Below are 23865 nucleotides of genomic sequence, written 5' to 3'. Positions count from 1 at the left end.
CTGGATTTCCGGGCACGGCACGCGCGTCGGGGTCGCCCGCGCGCCGATCCGGACTAGGTTGCGGCCGTGGACAAGCGGACGATCCCCCGGATCCGGTTCGGCACGGGCGCGGCGGTCGACCCGGCCGTCCTCCGATGAGCGGGGCCACGGGCGCGTCCTACCGGCTGTGCCGCCGGGTGCACGCGATGACCGACCGCTCGACCTACCTGGCGACGCGCCTGTTCCTGCCGCCGTCCGCCCGGCCGCACGCGCACGCGCTCTACGCGTTCTTCACCGTCAGCGACACCGTGGCCGACGACGGCGACCCGGAGCTGCGCAGGCGGGCGTTCGCGCGGTGGTCGGAGGCGAGCCTGGCCGAGTTGCGCGCCGGGCACAGCGAGCACCCGCTGCGCGCGGCCCTCGTGCACACCGCGGGCGTGCACGGTCTGGAGATCGACCTGTTCGAGCGGTTCCTCGCCGCGACCCGCGACGACAACACCGGCGCCGTCGAGTTCGCGACGTTCGCGGACCTGCGGCGGTTCACGGCGGGGGTCGGCGGCGTGCCGGCGGTGCTGGGCATGAGGCTGCTGATGAGGGCCGATGACGAGCGCGACCGGCTGATCTCGCTGCTGGGCGAGGTGTTCCAGTTCGTCGACGTCCTGCGCGACCTCTCGGTCGACCTGCCCGCGGGGCGGGTGTACCTGCCGGTGGAGGACCTGGAGCGGTTCGGGGTGACCCGCCGGGAGCTGACCCACCCGGAGCTGACCGGCGAAGGGGCGAGCGCCGCGCTCGACGCCCTGGTGCGGTTCCAGGTCGACCGGGTGAGGGCGCTGCAACGGGAGGCCGCCGTGGTCGTCGACGACCTGCCGGCGCGCGCCCGCACGTTCGTGGCCGCGGGCATCGAGGTGCACAACACCTACTTCGACGCGCTCGACCGGCTGGGCGGCGGCGCGCTGCGGCGCGGCGTGCGCCTGCCCCGGCTGCGCCTGCTGCGGCGGGTCGGGCTGGCCGCGGTGCGCCGACGCGTGGCCGGGTCAGGTGACGGGGTAGAGCTCCAGCGGGGTGGCGAACGGCAGTTCGGCGGGTGGGTCAGCCGGGTCGGCCCGCAGTGAGCGCAGCAGCAGGGCCACCAGTCGGCGGGACGACGCCCGTGCCGCTTCGGGCGATGCCGCGGTGATGCCGCCGTTGGCCATGAGCAGGAGCTTGAGGTCGTCGGGCGTGAAATCGGCGCGCAGCCGTCCGCCCGCCTTCGCCCGCCGGACGATTTCGGCGAATCCCCGCACGTTGTGCTCGCGCTCTCCCCGGAAATCCGCCGCTTTCGGGAACGCGGCGAGGAACTCGGCGGTGAATCCGCCGAACAGGACGTGCATCGCGCACGCCTTCTCGACCACCAGCGTGAATCCGCGCCACGCGTCCGGCTCGGCCAGCGCCTCGTCGATGACCGCCGCGCACGCGGCCACCTGCTCGTCGAACGCGGCCGCCATCAGGGATTGCTTGGTCGGGAACCGGCGGTAGAGGGTCGCGACGGCCACTCCGGAACGCCGGGCGATCACCTTCATCGGCACGTCCAGCCCCGATTCGGCGAACGTCGCGCGCGCCACTTCGAGGATGCGGTCCCGGTTGTTCCGCGCGTCCACGCGCAATTCCGCCGGAACGACCCCGGTAGACATCCGAGAAGGATCGACGCTCATCTTCCCCACTTCCACTCGTCCGGCATCACGGCTCCCGTCCGATGTTAGCGTCGGGTCATTCCCGTCCATTCCCCGTTGTCGGAGAGGTGTCGGCGTGTTCGCATTGCAGTACTCGGAGTTCGGTCCGCCCGGTGTGCTGTCCGTGGGCGAGGCCGTCGAACCGCACGCGGGCCCCGGCGAGATCCGCGTGGCGGTCCGCGCGGCGGGTGTCACCCCGGTCGACGCGAAGGTCCGCTCGGGGCTGCCCGAGGGCCGCCCGCCCCTGGCGTGGCCGCACATCCCCGGTGTGGACGCCTCCGGTGTCGTCGACGAGATCGGCGGGGGCGTGGCCGGTGTCGCGGTCGGCGACGCCGTCTTCGGGCTGGTCGACATCGCCCGGCTGGGCGGAGCGGCCGCCGAGTTCGCCGTGCTCAAGGCGTGGGCGGCCAAGCCGGACGCGTTGAGCTGGGAGGAGGCGGGCGGCGCGGCGACCAGCGTCGAGACCGCCACCAGGACCCTGGACCGCCTCGGTGTCACCGCGGGCACGACGCTGCTGGTCGAGGGCGCGGCCGGAGGTGTCGGCACGGTGGCCGTGCAGCTCGCGGTCGCGCGCGGCGCCACCGTCATCGGCACGGCGAGCGAGCGCAACCACGCGTTCCTCGCCGGGCTGGGCGCCGTCCCGACCGCGTACGGAACCGGGCTGGCCGACCGGGTCGCCGCCCTCGCGCCCGGCGGCGTGGACGCGGTGCTCGACATCGCGGGCTCCGGGTCGCTGCCCGACCTGGTCGCCATCGCCGGGACCCCGGACCACGTCGTGACGATCTCGGACTTCTCCGCGCCCCGGCTGGGCGTCGCGCTCTCGCACACCGGCCCCGGCGGGGACGTCCCCGCCTACGCCGGCCTGGCCGCGGCGGCGGCGCTGGCGACCGAGGGCCGGTTCACCGTGCCGCTGCACGCCGTCCTGCCGCTGGCCCGCGGTGCCGAGGCGCACGAGATGAGCGCCTCCGGTCACGCCCGCGGCAAGATCGTGCTCACCGTGCCCTGATCGGCGCGCTTCGCGATCCACTCGCCACGCGCCCACAGCGCCAGGCCGATCAGCGGCAGGACGGCGCCGAACGCGCACACCCCGGTCCAGCCGTACGCCTCGTGCACCACACCGGTGATCGCGGACGACAGGGCGCCGCCGACGAAGATCGTGGTCATGTAGACGGTGTTGACGCGGGCGCGGGCGCCGGGGCGCAGGGCGAACACCACGTGCTGACCCAGGACCTGGTGGCACTGCACGGCGAAGTCGAGCAGCACCCCGGCGACCGCGAGCAGCACCACGCTGCGGTGCCCGATCCCGGCCGCGAGCAGCGTGACCGAGCTGAGCAGCAGCATCACGCCGCTGAGCGCGCGGCCGCGGCCCCGGTCGGCGAACCGACCGCCCAGCGGGGCGGCGACCGCGCCACCCGCGCCGATCAGCGCGAACACCGCGATCTGCCCCTGGCTGAAGCCGTGCTCGTCGATCAGCTCGTAGGCGATGGCCGTCCAGAACGCGGTGAACGCGCCGAACATCGTCGCCTGGCACAGCGCCCGGCGCCGCAGTACCGGCTCCTCGCGGACGAGTGCCGCCATGCTCGCGAGCAGCGAGCGGTAGCCGGCGGTGTGGCCGGGTGGGCGCTCCGGGACCACCCACCTCAGGACGACGGCCAGCACGAGCATGAGCGCCGCCGAGATGAAGTAGATCGCCCGCCACCCCAGCAGGTCCGCGACCAGGCTGGACACCGTGCGGGCGAGCAGGATGCCCAGCACCAGACCGCTCATCACCCGCCCGACCGACCGGCCGCGCTGCTCGGGAGGGGCCAGGTCGGCCGCGAGCGGCACGAGCACCTGCGCCACCACCGAGGTGATGCCGACCAGCACCGACACCGCGAGGAACAGGCCGAACACCGGCGAGACCGCCGTGAGCAGCAGCGCGACCGCCGTCGCCACCAGCGTGCGGGTGGCGAGCGTGCGGCTTTCCAGCAGGTCGCCCAGTGGCAGCAGGAACAGCAGGCCGATCACGTACCCGACCTGGGTCAGCGTCACGACCACCGTGGCCGCGCCCTGGCTGACGCCGAACGAACCCGCGATGAGGTCGAGCAGCGGCTGCGAGTAGTACAGGTTCGCCACGGTCAGCCCGCACGCCACGGCCAGGACGAGCGTGAGCCCGCGGTTGCTCCGCTGGTGCATGTGCCCTCCCGACCCGTGTCGCGAGGTGGACGCTACGACACCGGTCGGCGGACTGTCCCGAATGGACTTGTCGTCGTGGCGCAACTCACCCGCGACGCGCGGCGGTGGAGCCCCGGACCACCAGTTCCGGTTGGAACACGAACTCGGCGTGCGGTGCCGGGGTGCCGCCGATCTCCTCCAGCAGCGCGTGCACGGCGGCCTGGCCCATGGCGTCGACGGGCTGGCGCAGGGTGGTGAGCGGCGGGTCGGTGAACACGATCAGCGGTGAGTCGTCGAACCCCACCACCGACACGTCCTGCGGAACCCGGAGGTCGCGGTGCCGGGCCGCGCGGATGGCGCCGAACGCCATCAGGTCGCTGCCGCACACGATCGCCGTGCACCCCTTGGCCAGCAGGGCGCCGCCCGCGGCCTGCCCGCCCTCGACCGTGAACAGCGAGTGCTCGACGAGGTCGGCGGACTTCGGCCGGGCGAGCAGGAAACCCTCGACCATCCGCTGCGTGGGCACGTAGCGGCGGGGGCCGACGGCGAGACCGATCCGCTCGTGACCCAGTTCCACCAGGTGCGACACGGCGAGGCGGGCCGCGGTGCGGTGGTCGACGGACACGAACGGTGCGGAGACGCGGTCGGTGTAGCCGTTGACCATCACGAACGGCACCCCGCGACCGGCCAGTTTCACGTAGCGGTCCATGTCCGCGGTGGTGTCGGCGTGCAGACCCGCGACGAACACGATGCCGGTGACGCCGCGATCGACGAGCAGTTCGGTCAACTGGTCCTCCGACGAGCCGCCGGGGGTCTGGGTGCAGAGCACGGGCGTGAAGCCGTCCCTGGTGAGCACCCGCTCGATGACCTGGGCGAACACCGGGAAGATCGGGTTGGTCAGCTCGGGGATGATCAGGCCGATCAGCCCCTGGCTGCGCTGCCGCAGCCTGGGGGGCCGTTCGTAGCCGAGGATGTCCATCGCCGCGACGACGGCCTGCCTGGTCGACGGCGAGACGCCCGCCTTGCCGTTGACCACCCGGCTGACGGTCGCCTCGCTGACGCCTGCCTGGGTCGCGATGTCACTGAGCCGAGCTGTCACACCGGGTGACTCTACGGGCGGGTGAGCCCTCCGGTCGTCACGTCCCGCACCGGGACGCCCGATGCCTTCGGTCGCCACGCGGCCGCCCGTTGGTCCGCTTCGCCGAACCGGTGCGACCGAAGTGCGTGAAAGGTGTTGCAGACGTTTTCAGCAACTTCGGCAAGTGGTATGACGAGGAGCACACCCTGCGAAAGAGGAGACAACGTGGTCCCCGCGAAACGAAGGGCGCTGTTGGCGACAACAGCGCTCGTGACCGCCCTGCTGGTGAGCCCCCTGACCTCACCGGCCCCCGCCACCGCCACCCCTCCCGGTTCCAAGGACGTCACCGCGACCCTGTTCCAGTGGTCGTTCGACCGCGTGGCGACCGAGTGCACCACCGTCCTGGGCCCGAAGGGCTACGGCTTCGTCGAGGTCTCGCCCGCCACCGAGCACATCCAGGGCTCCCAGTGGTGGACGTCCTACCAGCCCGTCAGCTACCGGATCGCCGGCCGGCTCGGCACCGAGGCGCAGTTCCGCAACATGGTCGGCACCTGCCACGCGGCCGGCGTCAAGGTCGTCGCCGACGCCGTGATCAACCACATGTCCGCGGGCTCCGGCACCGGGACCGGTGGCACCAACTACACGAAGTACAACTACCCCGGCTACTACGGCGACCAGGACTTCCACTCCTGCCGCACCAGCATCAGCGACTACCGCAACCGCGACAACGTGCAGACCTGCGAACTCGTCGGCCTCTCGGACCTGAACACCGGCAGCGACTACGTGCGCACGACGATCGCCGCGTACCTGAGCAACCTGATCTCCATGGGGGTCGACGGCTTCCGGGTCGACGGCGCCAAGCACATCGCGGCCGCCGACCTGTCCGCGATCAAGTCCAAGCTGAGCAACACCGGCGCGTTCTGGGTCCAGGAGGTCATCTACGGCGCGGGCGAGGCCGTGCAGCCCACCGAGTACACCGGCACGGGTGACGTGGACGAGTTCCGCTACGCCACCGACGTCAAGCGCGTCTTCGGCAGCGAGAAGCTGTCCTACCTGAGCAACTTCGGCCAGTCGTGGGGCTACCTGCCCAGCAACCAGGCGCGGTCGTTCGTGGACAACTGGGACACCGAGCGCAACGGGTCGACGCTGTCCTACAAGGACGGTTCGACCTACACGCTGGCCAACGTGTTCATGCTGGCGTGGCCCTACGGCGCACCGCAGGTGTACTCGGGCTACGAGTTCTCCAACAACGACGCGGGCGCGCCCGGCGCGGCCGCGTGCTACTCCAACGGCTGGAAGTGCCAGCACAAGTGGCCGCAGATCGCGAACATGGTCGGCTTCCGCAACGCGGTGGCGGGCACGGCCGTGACGAACTGGTGGGACAACGGCAACAACGCGATCGCGTTCAGCCGCGGCGCCAAGGGGTTCGTCGCGATCAACAAGGAGACGTCGGCGCTCACCCGCGCGTTCCAGACCTCGCTGCCCGCGGGGAACTACTGCGACGTGCAGCGCGACGGCTGCGCGGTGTCCTACACCGTCGGCTCCAACGGCCAGTTCACCGCGACGGTCGGCGCGGGCGAGGCGATCGCCCTGCACGTGGGCGCCACCGGCGGCGGGGGCACCAACCCCGGCACCGCGGCGGCCGCGTTCGCGGTGAACGCCACGACCACCACCGGGCAGAACGTCTTCGTCGTCGGGGACAACGCCGCACTGGGCTCCTGGAACCCGGCGGCCGCGATCCCGCTGTCGTCGGCGACCTACCCGGTGTGGAAGGCCTCGGTGTCGCTGCCCAGCGGCACGGCGTTCCAGTACAAGTACCTCCGCAAGGAGTCGAACGGCACGGTGACGTGGGAGAGCGGTGCGAATCGCACCTCTACCTCGCCTGCCACGTTGAACGACACCTGGCGGAACTAGGGGGTGTGGTGGCCGTGCCGTCGCCCTGCGGGTGGCGGTGCGGCCCCTGGGCTTCAGGCGGTCAGGACGTGTCTGATGCGTGCGAGTGCGGGATAGCAGTAGCAGGCCACGCATACGCCGAAGACGGCGTTGAGGAGTGCGGCGGCCAGAGCGCATCCGGTGGCCAGTGCTCCCAGGGTGGTGAAGCCGATCGCGTATCCGAGGGCACCTGCGGAGGCGAAGGCGCAGCCGATTCCCTGTGCGAAGCGCAGAGGGGCTTCGGCGGTCCAAGCTCGGGGCGTTGAGAGGCGTGGTTGCACGGTTCGGCGGTAGGCGACGCCGTACGGGTTGGCGCGGAGGCCGAACGCTGCGCAGGCGCCGAAGATGATGGCTTGTGCGAGGAGAACGCGCGGGCTTTCGGTTGCCAGGCCGAGGGCGAGGACTGCGCTTGTCATCGCCGCGGAGAACCGGACTCCCCTGGGGTCGACGCGCCGGCCTGCGTCGTCGGGTCGGTGCGTTGGGTGGTCGACCATGTGATCAAGAGACCGTGGTCGGTGGGGGTGGGTCAAGTCGGTCGGGGAGAGTTGACCCGTTTGGTCGACGGGATTCACCGGTCGAGGTGGGTGCGAGGAGAGGGTGGGAGCTAGGTGCCCAGGAAGGAGAGAAGGAAGCTCCCGCATTGCCTCGCTTGGTGAGGATAGCGGGGTGGGGTGTTGGCTGTGGGGTGGGGTTGGGTGTCGTGCTGGGTTGCCGGGTGATGTTGGCTGTCGTGCTGGGTCGGCGGTGTCGCACTCCGAGGTCTCCGGGTGCGGCCGGCTTGACTTGGGGCCCCTTTTTTGGGCCTGGTCGGGCTGAAGGGCAGATGGTGATGATTGCCCGCCGACCAATTACAGGCCCAAAAACCCCAGGTCAAGCCGGCCGCACAGCGGACGAGCGCTGCTCGGTGGGTGGTCGAACGGCAGGTCAGCTCGGTGGGGTCGTGGTCGCACAGGGCTGCTCAACGGGTGGGTGGTTGGTTGGGCGGTTCTGCTCGGTCGGTGCGTGGTTGGGCGGGGCTGCTGGGTGGCGGGGCGCGGCTCTATTCCGGGATCAGTTGGGTCGGGGTGAGGGTGGTTGAGCCGGGTGGTAGGTCGTCGGGGTGGTGGAGGCCCAGGAAGGTGACCGGTTGGGTGAGTTCCAGGTCTGGGGTCCAGGTGGTGATGGTGGGGGTTTTGGTGCGCAGCAGGGTGATGAGGTGGGAGACGGTGAGGTAGCGGCGGTCGAGGATCGCCTTCGCCAGCAGGCCGGTGCTGGTGAGGTTGCCCTCCACCTGGTTGAAGGCGGGGTTGCCCGGTAGGTAGAGGTGCAGCCAAGTCGCCGACCAGGTGCCGTCGGTGGCGCGGGTGAACGCGATGGGCAGGGCTACGCGGCCGGTGCCGCGCAGGTCGGAGCGGGTTCGTACGGTGCGGGGTTCGAAGGGGGCGCCTGCTTGGGCGGGGGTGCGGGTCATCCAGCCGAACATGGATTCCGCGACGTCGTCGAAGCTCTCACCCGCGTAGATGTTGACCTGCGGGATGAGGCAGTGGGCGTCGATGGTGGCGAGTGGGATGTCGATGAACTCGGTCGCGCCGTCGGCGGACTCGGTGATGTCGCCGGAGTGGACGGCGCCGTCGTGGCCGAGGTTGGTCCAGGCGACGTGGCCCGCGTAGTCGAAGTTGTCGTCGAGCATGAGGGCGGAGAGGTCGAAGTCGGTGCGGCTCGCGGTTTCGCGCCAGTAGGTGAAGAAGCGCAGCACCTCCCCCGCGTCCGGGTCGAGCCGGGAGCGGGAGCCGCGTGGGAGCACGGCGAAGCCGTCTTCGGAGGCCTTGCCCGACAGGGGCAGTGCGATGTCGAGGACGGCCGGGTCGACGACCAGGTGGTCGTAGGTGGGGAGTCTGGTGGTGAGTTCGGCGTCGATGAATGCGGCCGTGCGCTCGATGACGTCGGGCGGGAGCGGGTCGCGGGTGTCGGTGGTGACCCACGCGCGGCGGCCTCGGGTGGTGAAGACGCGGGCGGGGGCGCCGGTCGAGCGGTTGTCGAGGTGTTCGCGCACGGAGCACAGGACCCGGCCGGAGACCGAGCCCACGACGGAGGCCAGCGCGGCCAGTACGGCGTCCACTTCGGACGGATCGGCGGCTCGGCGCAGCAGGCGGTCCAGTGAGCGCACCAACATGCCGGGCGCGGCGGTGAGGATTTCGGCGGCGCGGACCACGTCGCCGGCGTGGAAGGCCTCTTCGGCTCGGCCTGCCAGCGAATGCGCGGTCCGCTCGCCGCGGGCGACGGCGAACACCTCGGCGGCGTGCGGGAACTTCGGGTACTCGTGCGGGTGGAGGCCTTCACCGAGCCGCTTCCACGCGCGGGCGTGCCGGGAGACGTCGCCGAGCTTGGCGGCGGCGCCGTCGACGACGCCGTCCAGCGCGCCGAGCAGGACCCGGCGCTCGCGGCGGGCGAAGCTGCGGAAGCGGGTGGGCGTGGCCAGGGTGGCGTCGCCGCCGCTGAGGTGGCAGGCCAGGCGCAGCACGTCGGTCACGGTGTCCACCGCGACCAGTTCGCGGCCCTCGGCCAGGCGCGCGGCGTTGACGACCGCGCGGTTCTCCCGCACCGGGACGGCCGCGGGCTGCGCGCCGTCCAGGCAGCGGTGCGCGAGGTCGGCCAGCAGTTCGAGGTCGGACTCCCCCAACGGCGTGGGGCTCCCCGCCAGCCGCAGGTAGAGCGCGCTCGTCTCGTCGGCCAGGGTGCCACCCAGGTGCAGGACGGTGACGCGGTCCTTCGCCGACGCGATCAGCTCGGCGTGCGCGGCCAGCAGGTCGGCGTAGGTGTGCTGGTAGCGGCCGTAGGACGGCAGGTCGAGCAGGTTCACGACGGCGGGCGGCGCGCCGGTGTGCCCGCCCACCAGCCCGCGCAGGCAGTCCACCCAGAACTCCAGGGTGTCCGGGACGCCCTCCGGGAAGTCCACGAAGTACGCGTTGTGCCGCACGTTGTCGCCCACCAGCCCGCGCACGGCGCCGATCACCCGCACGGCGAGGTCCACCGCCGCGCCCGGTTCCAGGCCGGACACGTGCTCCAGCAGTTCGCGGGTGGCCTTGAAGCCGACGCCGAGGAGCACGGCGTCCATCTGGCGCGCGACCGGGGCGCCGTCGCCCGCGGGGGCCTCGGCGCGGGGAACGCGCAGCGTCTTGCGGATGATCACGTGGTCGAGCACGGCTGGTCCTGTCGTCGAATGTGGATCAAGCCTCCCATCCCGCCGGTGCTCCCGACGAGCGAATAGCGGCATTCAGCCCCGGAACCTCAGCCGTAGGTCGGGTGCTGCGGCCAGCCGGGAGGCGAGTCCTCCCAGTCCTGCTGCCGCCCGAACGGCGTGAGGTCGAGGACGCTGTTGACGAACACCAGCCGGTCCACGCCGCGCTGGGTCGTGTTGTACGTCCGGTGGACGCGGTCGCCGTCGCGCAGGAACACGCTGAGCATGAACCCGCCGCCGGCACCGCAGTCGTCCGCGAACGACGAGCCGCGCGACGACACGAACGGCAGCGTCCAGCCCTTCCGCTCCTTGTACGCCTCGATCTGCGCCGGCGGCATGTTCGACACCGTCACCCACGTCACCCCGAGATCGGCCAACGCGGGCAGTCCGGTCACCGGCACGCTGTCGGTCAGCCAGGTGCAGCCGCCGCAGAAGTCGTCGGGCCCGATGTCCATGAACTGGTAGACGACCAGCTGGTCCCGGCCCTCGAACAGGTCGAGCAGCGTCTTCCTGCCCCCAGGCGCGTCGAACTCGTAGCCGGCGTCGAACTCGACCATCGGCAACCGCCGCCGCAGCGCGGCCACCGCGTCCTGCGCCCGCGTGACCTCCTTCTCGGCCACGAGCAGCTCATCGCGCGCCCGCTGCCACTCCCGCGCGGACACGACCTCCGGTTTTCCCATGCGCCGAGTGTCGCGCAGGGGTACGACAAAAACTGGTCGGCGCAGGTCAGAGCACCAGTCGGGTGGTGGCGTACACGATCTTCACACCGCACGGCACCCGCCCGTCGATCGCCAGGCCGGGGGCCTCCGCCAGGAACAGGGCGCGCAACCCGGCCACCTGGTCGCCGGTCAGCACCTCCATGTCGTAGAACGACCCGGTCATGCGGCCCCACACGTGCTCGGCCGTCCCGCCCATGTCGATCACGACCGGCTCCCACGACACCGGCGCGAACCCCGCCGCCCCCAGCAGCCCGTCCAGGCCTTCGCGGGTCCGGGTCCGGCGATCGCCCAGCCGCGGCATGGTGCCCGCGGCCTTGAAGAGGGGCAGGGACAGCGCCAGGAACAGCTCCATCGCCTCCCCCGGCACCGCGCCGCCGCCCACGGCCACGGCGAACGCGCCTCCGGGCGCCAGCACCCGCGCGGTCTCCGCGACCACCCGTTCCACGTCGGTCATCAGCATGAAAGCCATGTGGGAGACCACCGCGTCGAACGAGGAGTCCGCGAACGGCAGCTCCTGGGCCCGGCCCAGCCGCAGGTCCGCGGCGGCCAGCGCGGGACGCACGCGGGCCAGTTCCAGCTCGGCCGCCGACAGGTCGATCCCCGCGAGCACCTCGGCTCCGCGACCGGCCAGCACCTCCAGCAGCGCGCCGTCGGCGCAGCCCAGGTCCAGCACCCGACGGGCACCGGGCACCCGGTCGGCGAACTCCTGGTAGCTGGTCCGGCCGCCGGTGGTCCGGCTCATCCCGACGTGCGTCGACTGCTCGCCGGGCCTGCGGTCGTGGAAGGCGCGCAGGAAGTCCTCGGCGCCGCTGTCGGTCACCCGTCGACCCTAGACTCCGGTCATGACCGCGACGTGGTTGGCTGTCGGGCGAAACCCCTTCCCAAATCCTGAGGTGTGAACTACACGTGTGCGGCCTGCTTGGACTGATCTGCGCTACCGAAGCCGACGCGGTAGCCGCGCGGGACGCCGTCGCGGTGGCGTTGCGCTGCCAGCGGCACCGCGGGCCGGACGAGTCGGACACGTGGGCCGACGCGGAAGTTGTGTACGGCTTCAACCGGCTCGCCTTCATCGACCTGGAGCACTCGCACCAGCCGCTGGTGTGGGGGCCTCCGGAGGCGCCGACGCGCTACACGATGAACTTCAACGGCGAGATCTACAACTACCGCGAGCTGCGCCTCGAGCTGGCCCGCGTGTTCGGCACGAGCTTCCGCACCGAGGGTGACGGCGAGGCGATCGTGGCCGCCTACCACCACTACGGGCCCGCCGCGGTGGAGAAGCTGCGCGGGATGTTCGCGTTCATGATCTGGGACGCGCAGGAGAAGGTCGTGTTCGGCGCGCGCGACCCGTTCGGGATCAAGCCGCTGTACTACTCGGCCGGGCTCGGCGGGGTGGCCTTCTCCAGCGAGAAGAAGAGCCTGCTGGAGCTGGCCCGCACGCTGGGCGTGCGCGAGGAGCTGGACCGCAAGGCGTTGCAGCACTACATGGTGCTCCAGTACGTGCCGGAGCCGGAGTCGATGCACGCCGGGATCCGCCGCGTGGAGTCCGGCACGTCGTTCTTCGTGCGGCCCGGCGGCAAGGTCGAGTTCACCCGGTACTTCAACCCGGTGTTCACCACCACCCCGGTCAACAGCCCGGCGCAGGCCGAGGCCCTGTACGAGCGCATCGCCGACGTCATGCGCGACTCGGTGGCCAAGCACATGATCTCCGACCCGGACGTCACGGTCGGCGCGTTCCTGTCCGGTGGCATCGACTCCACCGCGACGGCGACGCTGGCCAAGCAGCACAACCCGAACCTGATCGCGTTCACCTCCGGGTTCGAGCGCGAGGGCTACTCCGAGGTGGACGTCGCCGCCGAGACGGCGGCGGCGATCGGGGTGCGGCACGTGGTCAGGGTCGTGTCGCCGCAGGAGATGATGGACGCGCTGCCGCTGATCATCTGGTACCTCGACGACCCGGTGGCCGACCCGGCGCTGGTGCCGCTGTGGTTCATCGCGCGGGAGGCCCGCAAGTACGTCAAGGCCGTGCTGTCCGGCGAGGGCGCGGACGAGCTGTTCGGCGGGTACACGATCTACCACGAGCCGATCTCGCTGGCGCCGTTCGAGAAGGTCCCCGGCGGCGTCCGCAAGTTCATGGGCAGGGTGTCCACGAAGATCCCCGAGGGCACCCGCGGCAAGGACCTGCTGCGGCGCGGCGCGCTGCGGCTGGAGGACCGCTACTACGGCAACGCCCGCAACTTCAGCAACGACCAGCTGCGCGCGGTGCTGCGGGACTACGAGGAGCACGTCGGCTTCAAGGACGTGACCGCGCCCTGGTACGAGATCTCGCGCGACTGGGACCCGGTGGCCCGGATGCAGCACGTCGACCTGTTCACCTGGCTGCGCGGCGACATCCTCGCCAAGGCGGACAAGGTGACCATGGCGAACTCGCTGGAGCTGCGGGTGCCGTTCCTGGACGCCGAGGTGTTCAAGGTCGCGGCCGACATCCCGACCGACCAGAAGCTCACCGAGGGCACCACGAAGTACGCGCTGCGCCGGGCCCTGGCCAAGATCATCCCGCCGCACGTGCTGAACCGGCCGAAGCTCGGGTTCCCGGTGCCCATCCGGCACTGGCTCAAGGACGAGATGTACGACTGGGCGCGCGGGATCATCGCCGACTCGCGGACCGAGGAGCTGCTCAGCAAGAGCGCGGTGTACGCGCTGCTGGAGGAGCACCGGGCGGGCCCGATGGACCGCAGCCGCCAGCTGTGGGCGGTGCTGGTGTTCATGCTCTGGCACGGCATCTTCATCGAGAACCGCGTCAAGGTCGACGTCCCGGCACCGGTCTACCCGGTCAAGCTCTGACCCGTCGGCGTGGGTGGGGACGACCCCCGCCCATGCCTCTCGCGGGGGATGCCGGCGCCGTGACAGCCGTGTCCCGACCGTCACGCGCGGGCGGTCGGGGCGCACTATCGTGGGTGTCCGCGCCGGACCCACCGACGCCGGCGAGCAGGGGATGAGAGTGTCCGAGCAGTCCGCTCGTCCGGCGGTCGACACGGCGTCGTCGGTCCTGTGCGACCCGGCGCGGCTGCGGGCGTTGCGGGAGACCGGGCTCGGCATGGCGTCGGACCCGGTGATGGAGCGGTTCGTCGCCATGGTCCGGGTTCAGCTGCGCGTCCCGGTGGCCCTGGTGTCGCTGGTCGAGTCCGACCGGCAGGTGTTCCCCGGCATGTTGGGACTGCCCGAGCCGTGGGCGTCCGAGCGGCAGACCCCGTTGTCGCACTCCTTCTGCCAGCACGTGGTGACCAGCGGCGAGTCGCTGGTGCTCGACGACGCGCGGGAGTCGGAGCGGGTGCGGGGCAACCTCGCCATCTCCGAGCTGGGCGTGGTCGCCTACGCGGGCATGCCGCTGACCGCGAGCGACGGGCGGGTGCTCGGGTCGCTGTGCGCGATCGACACCGTGCCCCGGCAGTGGACCGAGGACGAGCTGGCCACGCTGGCCGACCTGGCGGCGATGTGCACGACGGAGCTGCGGCTGCGGCTCGCGACCCGCCACCACACCAGGGAGCGGGCCCGCGTCCGCGAGCTGTCGGCGCGGCTGGAGCTGTCCCACGAGCGCACCCGGATCCTGCTCACCGCCGCGCAGGCGCTGGCCAGCACCCGCACCCTCGAACAGGTCCGGCACCAGGTCAGCGATCTGGTGTCCGGTGAGGACGCCCCGACCTACGTCGGCCTCGTCGTGGTGGAGAAGGACGGCGGGATGCGCCGCGTCGTCGACGCGCGGTGGCCGGTGGACGGCGAGGACGGCGTGCAGCGCTACACCCTCGACGCCCCGCTGGCCACGGCGAAGGCGGTCCGCGAGCGCCGCCTGGTCTGGTACCCCGATCCGGAGTCGATCGCCGAGGACTTCACGCCGTGGACGGTCGACCTCTACCGCCGGATGGGGCTGCACGCCGTGGTGTGCGCTCCCCTGGTCGGCATGCGGGAGATCCTGGGCGTGCTGCTCTTCGGCTGGGGCGCGGGCCACGAGCTGGAGGCGGGCGAGCGCGAGGTGATCACCACGATCGCCGCGTACACGGCTCAGGCGCTGGAGCGCATCCGCCTGCTCGAACACCGCGCGGGCGTCGCCCGCGAACTCCAGGAGGCGATGCTCACCGAGCTGCCCGAGGTCCCCGGCCTGCGGATGGCGGCGCACTACCTGCCCTCGGCGATCGACGAGGCCGTCGGCGGCGACTGGTACGACGCGATCCCGCTGCCCGCCGACAGCGCGCTGGCCGTGACGGTCGGCGACATCACCGGCCACGACGTGCACGCGTCCACCCTGATGGGGCAGGTCCGCAGCATGCTGCGCCAGGCGGCGTGGTGCGGTCCGGGCACCGGACCGGGCGGGGCCGTGGACTCGCTGGAGGCCGCGCTCGCGGGCATCCCGGTGCCCGCGCACGGCACCCTGGTGCACCTGCACCTCACCCCGCACGACGACGGTTCCGGCCGCTGGGACTTGGCCTACACCAACGCCGGGCACCCCGAGCCGATCCTGGTCGCGCCGGACGGCTCGGTCTCGCTGCTCGGCGGGCACGGGATGCTCTTCGGCTTCCCCGAGTTCCGCACCGGGCCGCGCACCGACCACCACGTGGTCCTCGAACCGGGCAGCACGGTGGTGCTGCACACCGACGGCCTCGTGGAGCGCCGCGGCGTCGACTACGACGACTCCATCGCGGCGCTGTGCGTCCAGCTGGGCGATCTGGCGGGCAAGCAGCCGCGGGACGTGGTCGACAGCGTCATCGCGCGGTTGAACGCCGAGGGCCAGGCGGACGACGACGTCGTGGTGCTCGCCATCGGCGTCTGACCGCCGTTCCCGCTATTCCGCGGCGCCGTTTCCCCATTGCCGCGGATTCCCCTTCCGGCCAATCCGTAAATCCGGACAGGCGAATGCCGCCGGGCTGTCGGCCCAGCTCATCAGCCGAACGGGCGCTTCCCACAAGTGCGGGACCGCCGCGCGCGCGAATGGTCGGGCTAGTCCGAACGGGCGGCGGGTCGGCGAATGATGATCGTCACCCCGGTGGTTCCCATATCGTCCCTTGGATGATCGTTGGTCGAGGCCGGTCCGGTTGGTTCGCCCACGGCGACGAACCGTGGCGGGTCCGGGTGCGGGCGAGGGCGCCGCACGGGCCGGTGCTCGGCGCCGGCGTGCTGCTCGACCCCCACCACGTGCTCACCTGCGCGCACGTCGCCCTGGCCGCGGACGAGCTGGCGGTCGACCTCGTGGGGGTGGACGGCGTGCCGAGCACCGACGCCGACGTCGTCGAGGGGTTGTGCGTGCCGCCCGCGGACGACGAGCGGGGCGACGTGGCCGTGCTGAGGCTGGCCACCCCGCAGCCGGTGGGGATAGGCGCGACCCTGCGCCGGGCGCTGCCGACGTGGGACCGGCCGGTGCACGCGCTGGGCTACCCGCAGGGCCGCGGGCTGGAGATCGGGGTCTGGGCCAGGATGACGCTGGCGGGCCGCGCGGGTGTCGAGTGGTGGCAGATGAACCGGCGGTCCGAGGGCGAGCAGCGCGTGCGCGCCGGGTTCAGCGGCTCTGGTGTCGCCGACGACGCCACCGGTGAGGTGCTCGGCATCGTGATCAGCGAGTACACCGACGACACCGCGGGACTGTCGTGGATGCTGCCGGTCGACGCGATCACCGCGCACCTGCCGTTCGTGTCCGAGTGGGCGGTCGGCGACAGCGGGATCGACCGGATCTTCACCCCTCCACCGGGGCACGGCGACGGCAACGGGCAGATGGGGGAACTGCTCGACTGGCTGCTCGGCCGGGACGCCGCGCCTGCCGTGCTGATCCTGGTCGGGCCGGACCTCGACGTGGTGCGGCGGGCCGTCGCCGAGTCGACCCGCAGGACCGCGGCCGAGTCCGGGGGGCGGGGCGTCGACATGGCGCTGGACGTGGCCGGGCGGACCGTCGACGAGGTGTCGCGGCGCATCGTGAACCGGACCGGGTCGGCGGTGGGCAGGTCGAGCGCGCCCGGCGAGCGGGTCCGGGAGGGCACGCCGCCGATGACGATCGTCCTGGACGGCGTCGACGAGGCGGACGAGCCGGAGGCGCTGGTCGACGGCGTGCTCAAACCGCTGGTGGACAGCGGGGCCAGGCTGGTGCTCGGGTTCCGCCAGGAGGGGTCGGCGGGTCTGGCCGCGGCCAAGTCCCTGGCCCACGACACGATCACGGCCAGGCTGGACGAGCTCGCCGCCCGGATCTCCGCGGTCGCCCGGCGGGAAGGGCCGCGCACGCTCGGCGCGTCGGACACCCATTCGACGGTGCTGCGGCTGCGGCTGACCGCGCTGCGCAAAGCCGCGGCCGCGCACTCCGCGCTGGTCGCGAACCGGTTGGCCGTGTTCGAACGCGCCGTCGCCCGCGCCGAGCGCGGCGTCGAGCGGACGGCCCGGCGTTCCGACGCCGTGTCGGCGGACCGGGGGCTGCTGGAGGCGTGGAAGGCGAAGGCGTTCGACGCCGGTCTGGTGGAGGACATCGGCCTGGCGGCGGCGTACCGCAGGGCGCACGGACTGCTGACCGCCGAGGACGTGGACCAGGCCGCCGCGCACGCCGCGCTGCGCGCCTACCAGGACGCCGTGCGCGACGCGCTGGCGAAGGGAGAACGCCGATGACGGCGTGCGCGAGACCGGATTGCACGGGAACGGTCGACGAGACGGGGTTCTGCGACTACTGCGGGCACGCGCCGGCGGCCGCGGCGGTGGGCGTGGCGTCGTCCACGACGACCGGGGCGGTGTCGACCGCGAGCGGCAGGCGGTCCCGCGTCGGCGACCCGCTGTCCCTGCCCGTGTTCGACTTCCCCGACCCGTCCAGCCGCATCCTCCAGGACCCGAGGGTGCCCGACCGGGTGCGCCGCTGCGCCAACCCGGAGTGCTCGAACCTGGTCGCGCTGCCGTCGCTGGGATCGGGGTTCTGCCTGGTCTGCGGCACGGCGTTCTCGTTCCTGCCCAGCCTGGAACCCGACGACGTCGTCGGCGACCAGTACCGGGTCGTGGGCTGCATCGCCCGCGGCGGCCTCGGCTGGATCTACCTCGCCCTGGACACCCGGCTCGACGACAACCCCGTGGTGCTCAAGGGGTTGATCGACGTCGGCGACGCCGACCTGGCCACCGCCGAGCGCCAGGCGCTGACGACGATCGACCACCCGAACATCGTGCGGATCTTCAACTTCGTCATGCACCCCGACGCGCGCACCGGCGTGCCGCGCGCCTACATCGTGATGGAGTACGTCGACGGCCTGGTGCTCAGCGAGGTGGCCGAGCAGTCGCGGCACGGCCTGCTGCCGCTGGGCGAGCCGCTGCGGACCGAGCACGTGATCACCTGCGGCCTCCAGCTGCTGTCGGCGTTCGAGTACCTGCACGAGCGCGAACTGCTCTACTGCGACCTCAAGCCGGAGAACGTGATCATCCGTTCCGGCCGGTACGGCGAGCGCGGCAACCGGATCAAGCTGATCGACCTCGGCGCGGTGCGCCGGATCGGCGACCGGACGAGCAAGACCGTCATCACCCACGGCTTCCAGGTCTCCACGGAGGAGGTGGAACGGCGTGGTCTGACCGTGGACTCGGACCTGCACACCCTCGGCGAGACCCTGCACCGGCTGTACCTGGCGACGTCCGACCGGACCGGGCAGCACGACCCGGCGGGGCAGCGCCGGGTGGAGGTGGGGATCGAGTCGTTCCGACGGGTCTGCGCACGGGCCAAGCACGCGGACCCGGCGCGGCGGTTCCCGTCGGCCGCGGACATGGCCGAGCAGCTGCGCGGGGTGCTGCGCGAGATCGCGTCGCTGCGCGACGGCCGGGCCCGCCCGGACCGGTCGACGCTGTTCACCCACACCGCGACCCTGCTGGACGCCGGGCTCGGCGCGGTGCCGCCGCTGCGGCGGTGGATCGACCGCGTGACCGGCGTGCCGCTGACCGACGTGGACCTCGACGACGGCCGTCCCGCGCCGGGTGCGGTCGCGGTCGGCCTGCCGGTCCCCGTGGTGTCGCCGGAGGACAAGGCGGCCGACTTCCTCACCGCGGCGGCCGCGGACGACGCGCACCGGCTGCTGGACAAGCTGGAGAAGGCCGACCCGCAGACGGTGGAGGTGTCGCTCGCCCGGTGCCGCGTCGCCCTGGTGCTGGCCGACCGGACCACCGCGGCCGAGAGCCTGGCGCGGGCGCGCGACCTCGTCGAGGACGGCGCCGACTGGCGGCTGCGCTGGCACGACGGCCTGCTGGCGCTGGCGGCGGAGAACCTGGCGGCGGCGAAGGCGGCCTTCGACGACGTGTACGCCGTGCTGCCCGGTGAGGAGGCGCCGAAGCTGGCGCTGGCGTTCTGCGCCGAGCACGACGGCGACCACACCCGCGCGGAGGCGCTCTACGACGCGGTCTGGCGGCGGGACCGGACGGTGGTCAGCGCCGCCTTCGGCCTCGCCCGCGTCCGGCTCGCGCGCGGCGACCGGGCGGGAGCCGTGGCGCTGCTGGAGGAGACGCCCGCGGAGTCGCGGCACCACGACGCGGCGCGGATCGCGACCGTGCGGGTGCTGAGCGGGATCCTCGACGGCGGCGATCGGCCGTCGGCGGACGACCTGCGGGCCGCCGAGCGCGGGCTCGCGGAGCTGTACCTCGACGGCGGGGCGTCGACCGGCGAGTCGCGCACCCGGCTGGAGGCCGTCGTGCAGGAGGCCGCGCTGGGCGTGCGGCTGGCCGACGGCGGCGGCGCGGACGAGGCCGATCTGCGGTTGCGCCTCGAACGCTCCTACCGCGCGCTGGCCAGGCAGGCCGACACCCGCGCCTACCGCTCCGACCTGGTCGACCTGGCCAACCGGTTCCGCCCGGTGACGTTCCGATGAGCCGCAGTGGAGGCGACGACGTGGAGAACCTGCCCGGTTTCAGCCTTGCCGTGAGCCAGAACCGCTACCTGTCCACCGAGGACGACGAGATGCACGCCGTCCTCACCGTCTCGGTGAGCGGGGCGGTCGAGGCCTCCGCCGCGCCCGAGGTGGCGCAGGTGATCGCCATCGACTGCTCGGGCTCGATGGCCTACCCGCCGACGAAGATCGCCGCCGCGCAGCGGGCGACGCGGGCGGCGATCGACGCCCTGCGCGACGGCGCGCTGTTCGCCGTGGTGGAGGGCACCCTCGCCGCACGGATGGTCCACCCCGCCAAGCCCGTGCTGGTCGCCGCGGACCAGGCGAGCCGGAAGGCCGCGAAGCAGGCGGTGAACAGGCTGACCGCCAACGGCGGGACGGCCATGGGCGCGTGGCTGGGGCTGGCCCGGCGGCTGCTGGCCGAACACCCGACCGCCGTGCGGCACGTGATCATGCTGACCGACGGCCAGAACGGCGAGTCCGATTGGGAACTCGACAACGAGCTGGCCCGGTGCGCGCCGGTGTTCACCTGCGACGCCCGCGGCATCGGGGAGGACTGGCGGCCCCGCCAGCTGCTGCGCATCGCCGAGGCGCTGCACGGGACGGCCGACGCGGTGCGCAAGCCGGCGGACCTGGTGGCCGACTTCGCCGCGATGACCAGGTCCGCCATGGACAAGCTCGTGCCCGAGGTGCGGGTGGTGGTGAGGACGACCTCGTCGTCCCGGCTCGACTTCGTGCGCCAGACCTTCCCCACCGAGGCCGACCTGGCCGGGGAGGAGATCCAGCCGCGGACCACGGCGTTCACCACCGGCTCGTGGGGCGTGGAGAGCCGGGAGTACCACCTGCGGCTCACCGTGGACTCCTCGGGCGCGGAACCGGAGCGCGACATCCGGGTCGGCCGGGTGGACCTGGAGCTGCGCAGGCCGGGGGCGACGGAGTTCGAGAGGGCGTGCGACCCGCAGGTCGTGTTCGCGCACTGGACCGAGGACCTGAAGCTCTCCAGCGTGCTGGACCCGAAGGTGGCGCACTACACCGGCCAGATCGAGCTGGGCGAAGCCGTGCGCGACGGTTGCGACGCCCACGACGCGGGCGACGTCGCCACGGCCGCCGCGGAGTGGGGCAAGGCCGTGGCGCTGGCGACCAGGCTGGGCAACGACAAGGTCCTCGTCCGGCTGCTGCGGCTGGTCGACGTCGTCGGCGACCCGTCACGGGGTGTCGTGCGCGTCAAGGAGAAGCCGCTCGCGGGCGACCTGCTGTCGGCCGCGGTGGGGTCGGTCGTGTCCAGCATGAGCCCGGACAACCCCCCGCCGCACCCGCCGGTGCGCTCCCCCTCCGCCTCGACGCCCGCCGCGCCGGACGTGATCTGCCCGGAATGCCAACGGTCCTGGCCGTCGGGCTCGCTGTTCTGCGGCGGGTGCGGTCAACGGATGGACGCGCGATGAACCCCTTCCCCACTTCGAGGAGCACGCCATGACCGAACGGATCAGCCTGGAACTCACCAGGTTCGCACTCGCGGGCGGCGGCTCGGTGCTGGTGGAGGTCGACGAGGCCGCGGGCATCGCCAGGGCCAGCCGCTCGGGCCGGGTGCTCGAGGAAGCGCGGGTCACCTTCGAGAACGCGGTCGCCCAGGTCCGCGACGCCGCCGCCGAGGCACTGGCCCAGTTCACCTCGATGACCCGCGCGCCCGACGAGGTCGAGCTGAAGTTCGGCATCAAGCTCGACGCCGAGGTGGGCGCGGTCATCGCCCGTACCGGGGTGCAGGGCCAGTTCGAGGTCAAGCTCAAGTGGCGCCGCGACGACGTCCCCGTGGAGGAGGACGTCGTCGAGGAGTGAGCGGGGTCAGTCCAGGTAGGTGGCCGGGAGCAGCTTGGGGCGGGTGGCGGAGTCGGGGTACCACTTGTCGCGCGAGCGCTCCATGCTCCCGTCCGCGCGCATGCCCTCCAGCGCCCCGTTGACGAACCGGATGAGGTCCTCGTCCTGCTTGGCCATGGCGACGCCCACGCGGTCCGGCTGTTCGGCGCGGTAGCCCAGCACGATCGTGCCGGGATCCTGGGTGCGGAAGCCCTCCAGGATCATCACATCGGTGAAGATCGCGTCGACCAGACCGCGTTGCAGCAGCATCAGGCAGTCGCTGGTGTCCGAAGTGGACACCGGGATCACCTCGGCGCGCCGGTCGGTCCGCTGCCGGTCGCGGATCTTGAGGATCTCGTCGATGTTCGTCGTCCCGGTGCCCGCGCACACCTTCCGCTCGGCCAGGTCGTCGAGGCTCCGGATCCCCTCGTCGCCGCGGCGGACCATCAGGCCGGTGTCGGTGGCGAAGTAGGGTGCCGAGTACTTCAGCCCGTGGAGGTCGACGCGGGCGCAGGTGACGCTGACGTCGGCGATCACCATGTCGACCTCCGGGATCTCGCGGTACTTCTCCGCGGCCGCCCGCGCCGCCCGGTTCTCGGCGGTGTCCAGGGTGTACAGCCGCCGGTCGGTCGGCACGGTGACCAGCGACAGCTTCGCCGGGTAGTCGTCGCCGAAGAGCTCCTTGGCGATCCCGTTGGCGACGTCGACCTCCAAGCCCTCCATCTTGCCGGTCGCCAGGTCGCGCTTGCTGATCAGCGGGGTGGTCTGGCTGACGCCGACCACCAGCCGCCCGGCTGCCCTGATCTCGTCCAGCTTCGGCCCGAGCGGGGTGCCGTCGGCCGCGTGCGGCAGTGCGGCGGGGTTGAGGCTGAGCCCCGCGTCGGAATTGCTGACGCAGGAGGCGGACTGCGACGGGTGCACGGGTTCGGACACGAAGCCGTCGGGCAGGACCACCGGCTGCTCCCTGGTCTCGCGGGGATCCGGGGTCGGCACCGAGCACGCGGCGAGGCAGACCAGCGCGGACAGGGCGGCGGTGAGCCTCCTGGTCGCGGCGCTCACCGGTAGTACTCCGCGATGCGGGGCCACAGCCCGGCCGCGGCCGACGCGGCGGCGGCCGCCAGCAGGACGACGAGCACGCCGTCGAGCCCGGCCAACGCCCCCTTCGCGGACACCGTCGAGGCCACGGAGTGCTGGGTGTGCAGGCGGATGGCCGCGCTGAGGTGTTCGTCGAGCTGCTGCGCGTAGGTCGTCGTCTGGCCGGTCGGGGGGAAGGTGATCAAGGTGGTGGTCTCCTGGTAGGTCGGCGGCGATTCCGGGTTCTCCAGCAACGACCTGTCGTGCTCGCGCCACGACTTCAACGCTTTCGCGGCCATGCCGATCCGGTCGCGCTCCTCCCCCGCCGGGGCGTGCCCGGCGGCTTCGGCGATCTTCCCCTCGGCCTCGTCCAGCCTGCCCCGGAGCCTCTCGATGTCGCCCGCCCTGGGGAAGATCAGGTGGCGGGCCTCGTCGCCGTCGGCCAGCCTGCCTGCGTTGCGGGCCTGCGCCAGCGGGGCCACCAGCTCGTCCAGTTCACGGACGCTGTCGTCGGCGTGGCCCGCGGTGAACACCGACGCGGTGGCGAGCCAGACCATCGCGAACAGGACCAGGGCGGCCGACGCGACCAGACCCGCGTTGAACCGCCGCCGGGTGCGCCGGGCCACGAACCGGTGCGCCAGCAGCAGCACCACGAGTGCGAGCGCGCCCACCGCGTACGCGAACCACGCCGGCGCCCCGGCGTCGACCTGCGCCGCTTCGAGCGCGTCGGTCTGCTTCCGCCGCAGCTCCTCGGCGATCACCAGGATCCTGCCCTGGACCAGGGACGAGGCCTGCGACAGGTACGAGGTGCCCACCGGCTGGACGAGCCTGCTGTTGGCCCACCCGGTCTCGACCAGCCTGGAGTACTCGGGCAGCAGGTCGGTCAGCTCCTCGACCCCGGCCGACGACGTGCCTTCGGGATCCCGAGCCGAGGCCACGCGCAGCGCGTCGACCGCGTCGAAGATGTCCTGCCGGAACCGCTGCTGCAACTCCGGGGCCTGCCGCGGGCCGACCAGCACCGCGTTGAGCGAGTACGCGTCGGCGTCCGCGAGGTCGCGGTAGACGTCGAGGGCGGCCGCGGTCAGGGCGACCCTGCGGTCGACGGCCTCGTCCAGCAGCGCTTGGCGGTCGTGCACCGTCCACACGCCGACCACGCCCACCAGCAGCGCCGCGACGGCCGTGGCCGCCGCGACCAGCGCCAGCCTGCCCTCGGTCCGCCGCAGGTAAGCGGCCAACTCCCCCCGCACCGACACCCGTGCTCCCCCCAGAGTTCCCCCGCCGC

18 protein-coding genes are annotated in these 23865 nt (G+C 72.4%); 9 read left to right on the top strand and 9 right to left on the bottom strand.

The window, feature by feature from the left end:
• Window positions 1-134: 134 nt before the first annotated feature.
• The gene (locus RM788_RS49790) at window positions 135-1091 is read left to right on the top strand and encodes a phytoene/squalene synthase family protein (protein WP_315928578.1); all 957 of its coding nucleotides are present in this window, start codon (window positions 135-137) and stop codon (window positions 1089-1091) included.
• Here RM788_RS49790 and RM788_RS49785 read toward each other — a convergent pair.
• Window positions 1014-1649 (bottom strand): TetR/AcrR family transcriptional regulator, encoded by a 636-nt coding sequence (locus tag RM788_RS49785; RefSeq protein ID WP_315928576.1) that lies wholly within the window; start codon window positions 1647-1649, stop codon window positions 1014-1016. The two genes, RM788_RS49790 and RM788_RS49785, sit on opposite strands and share 78 nt — an antisense overlap.
• Window positions 1650-1764: 115 nt before the next feature.
• On the opposite strand from RM788_RS49785, the gene RM788_RS49780 reads away from it, so the two are divergent.
• Window positions 1765-2694, top strand: a complete 930-nt coding sequence (locus RM788_RS49780; RefSeq protein ID WP_315928574.1) for an NADP-dependent oxidoreductase — start codon at window positions 1765-1767, stop codon at window positions 2692-2694.
• On the opposite strand, the gene RM788_RS49775 is transcribed toward RM788_RS49780, so the two are convergent.
• Both RM788_RS49775 and RM788_RS49770 read right to left on the bottom strand, forming a co-directional pair.
• Window positions 2658-3863, bottom strand: a complete 1206-nt coding sequence (locus RM788_RS49775; protein WP_315928572.1) for an MFS transporter — start codon at window positions 3861-3863, stop codon at window positions 2658-2660. The genes RM788_RS49780 and RM788_RS49775 overlap by 37 nt on opposite strands.
• Before the next feature lie 85 nt (window positions 3864-3948).
• Window positions 3949-4941, bottom strand: coding sequence for a LacI family DNA-binding transcriptional regulator (locus tag RM788_RS49770; protein ID WP_315928570.1), 993 nt, complete (start codon window positions 4939-4941; stop codon window positions 3949-3951).
• A gap of 204 nt (window positions 4942-5145) precedes the next feature.
• Between RM788_RS49770 and RM788_RS49765 the strand changes: the two genes are divergently transcribed.
• Window positions 5146-6834: a carbohydrate-binding module family 20 domain-containing protein gene (locus RM788_RS49765; RefSeq protein ID WP_315928568.1), complete on the top strand. Its 1689-nt coding sequence runs from the start codon at window positions 5146-5148 to the stop codon at window positions 6832-6834.
• Window positions 6835-6887: 53 nt separating this feature from the next.
• Here RM788_RS49765 and RM788_RS49760 read toward each other — a convergent pair whose 3' ends face one another.
• The 4 genes from RM788_RS49760 to RM788_RS49745 form a co-directional block, all read right to left on the bottom strand.
• Window positions 6888-7346 carry a DUF4395 domain-containing protein gene (locus RM788_RS49760; protein ID WP_315928566.1) on the bottom strand — a complete coding sequence of 153 codons (459 nt, stop codon included), beginning with the start codon at window positions 7344-7346 and terminating at the stop codon, window positions 6888-6890.
• 545 nt (window positions 7347-7891) lie between these two features.
• On the bottom strand, window positions 7892-10033 hold the full coding sequence (locus RM788_RS49755) for a TerD family protein (protein WP_315928564.1): 2142 nt from the start codon (window positions 10031-10033) through the stop codon (window positions 7892-7894).
• A gap of 86 nt (window positions 10034-10119) precedes the next feature.
• Window positions 10120-10749, bottom strand: coding sequence for a DUF899 family protein (locus tag RM788_RS49750; protein WP_315928562.1), 630 nt, complete (start codon window positions 10747-10749; stop codon window positions 10120-10122).
• A gap of 46 nt (window positions 10750-10795) precedes the next feature.
• Entirely contained in the window at window positions 10796-11608 is an 813-nt protein-coding gene (locus tag RM788_RS49745) for a class I SAM-dependent methyltransferase (protein ID WP_315928560.1), read from the bottom strand.
• 86 nt (window positions 11609-11694) lie between these two features.
• Between RM788_RS49745 and asnB the strand changes: the two genes are divergently transcribed.
• From asnB to RM788_RS49715, 6 genes are all read left to right on the top strand, one after another.
• Window positions 11695-13629 (top strand): asparagine synthase (glutamine-hydrolyzing), encoded by a 1935-nt coding sequence (gene asnB, locus RM788_RS49740; protein ID WP_315928558.1) that lies wholly within the window; start codon window positions 11695-11697, stop codon window positions 13627-13629.
• Window positions 13630-13786: 157 nt separating this feature from the next.
• Window positions 13787-15610 (top strand): SpoIIE family protein phosphatase, encoded by a 1824-nt coding sequence (locus RM788_RS49735; protein ID WP_315928556.1) that lies wholly within the window; start codon window positions 13787-13789, stop codon window positions 15608-15610.
• 236 nt (window positions 15611-15846) lie between these two features.
• Window positions 15847-17421: a S1 family peptidase gene (locus tag RM788_RS49730; RefSeq protein ID WP_315928554.1), complete on the top strand. Its 1575-nt coding sequence runs from the start codon at window positions 15847-15849 to the stop codon at window positions 17419-17421.
• Window positions 17418-19640: a serine/threonine-protein kinase gene (locus tag RM788_RS49725; protein ID WP_315928552.1), complete on the top strand. Its 2223-nt coding sequence runs from the start codon at window positions 17418-17420 to the stop codon at window positions 19638-19640. Before RM788_RS49730 ends, RM788_RS49725 begins: the two co-directional genes overlap by 4 nt.
• Complete coding sequence (locus RM788_RS49720; protein WP_315928550.1) at window positions 19637-21100, top strand: vWA domain-containing protein; 1464 nt, start codon at window positions 19637-19639, stop codon at window positions 21098-21100. The genes RM788_RS49725 and RM788_RS49720 overlap by 4 nt, the downstream gene beginning before the upstream one ends.
• A gap of 28 nt (window positions 21101-21128) precedes the next feature.
• The gene (locus tag RM788_RS49715) at window positions 21129-21491 is read left to right on the top strand and encodes a CU044_2847 family protein (RefSeq protein ID WP_315928548.1); all 363 of its coding nucleotides are present in this window, start codon (window positions 21129-21131) and stop codon (window positions 21489-21491) included.
• A 6-nt stretch (window positions 21492-21497) separates the two neighbouring features.
• Here RM788_RS49715 and RM788_RS49710 read toward each other — a convergent pair whose 3' ends face one another.
• Window positions 21498-22568, bottom strand: coding sequence for a transporter substrate-binding domain-containing protein (locus RM788_RS49710; protein WP_315928546.1), 1071 nt, complete (start codon window positions 22566-22568; stop codon window positions 21498-21500).
• Window positions 22565-23836, bottom strand: a complete 1272-nt coding sequence (locus RM788_RS49705) for a GlnX family signal transduction membrane protein (RefSeq protein ID WP_315928544.1) — start codon at window positions 23834-23836, stop codon at window positions 22565-22567. The genes RM788_RS49710 and RM788_RS49705 overlap by 4 nt, the downstream gene beginning before the upstream one ends.
• Window positions 23837-23865 lie beyond the last annotated feature (29 nt).

It is taken from the genome of Umezawaea sp. Da 62-37, assembly GCF_032460545.1.
Lineage (GTDB): Bacteria > Actinomycetota > Actinomycetes > Mycobacteriales > Pseudonocardiaceae > Umezawaea.
The sequence above is the reverse complement of the archived record's forward strand: the minus strand, read 5'-3'. Positions and strand labels throughout refer to the sequence as shown.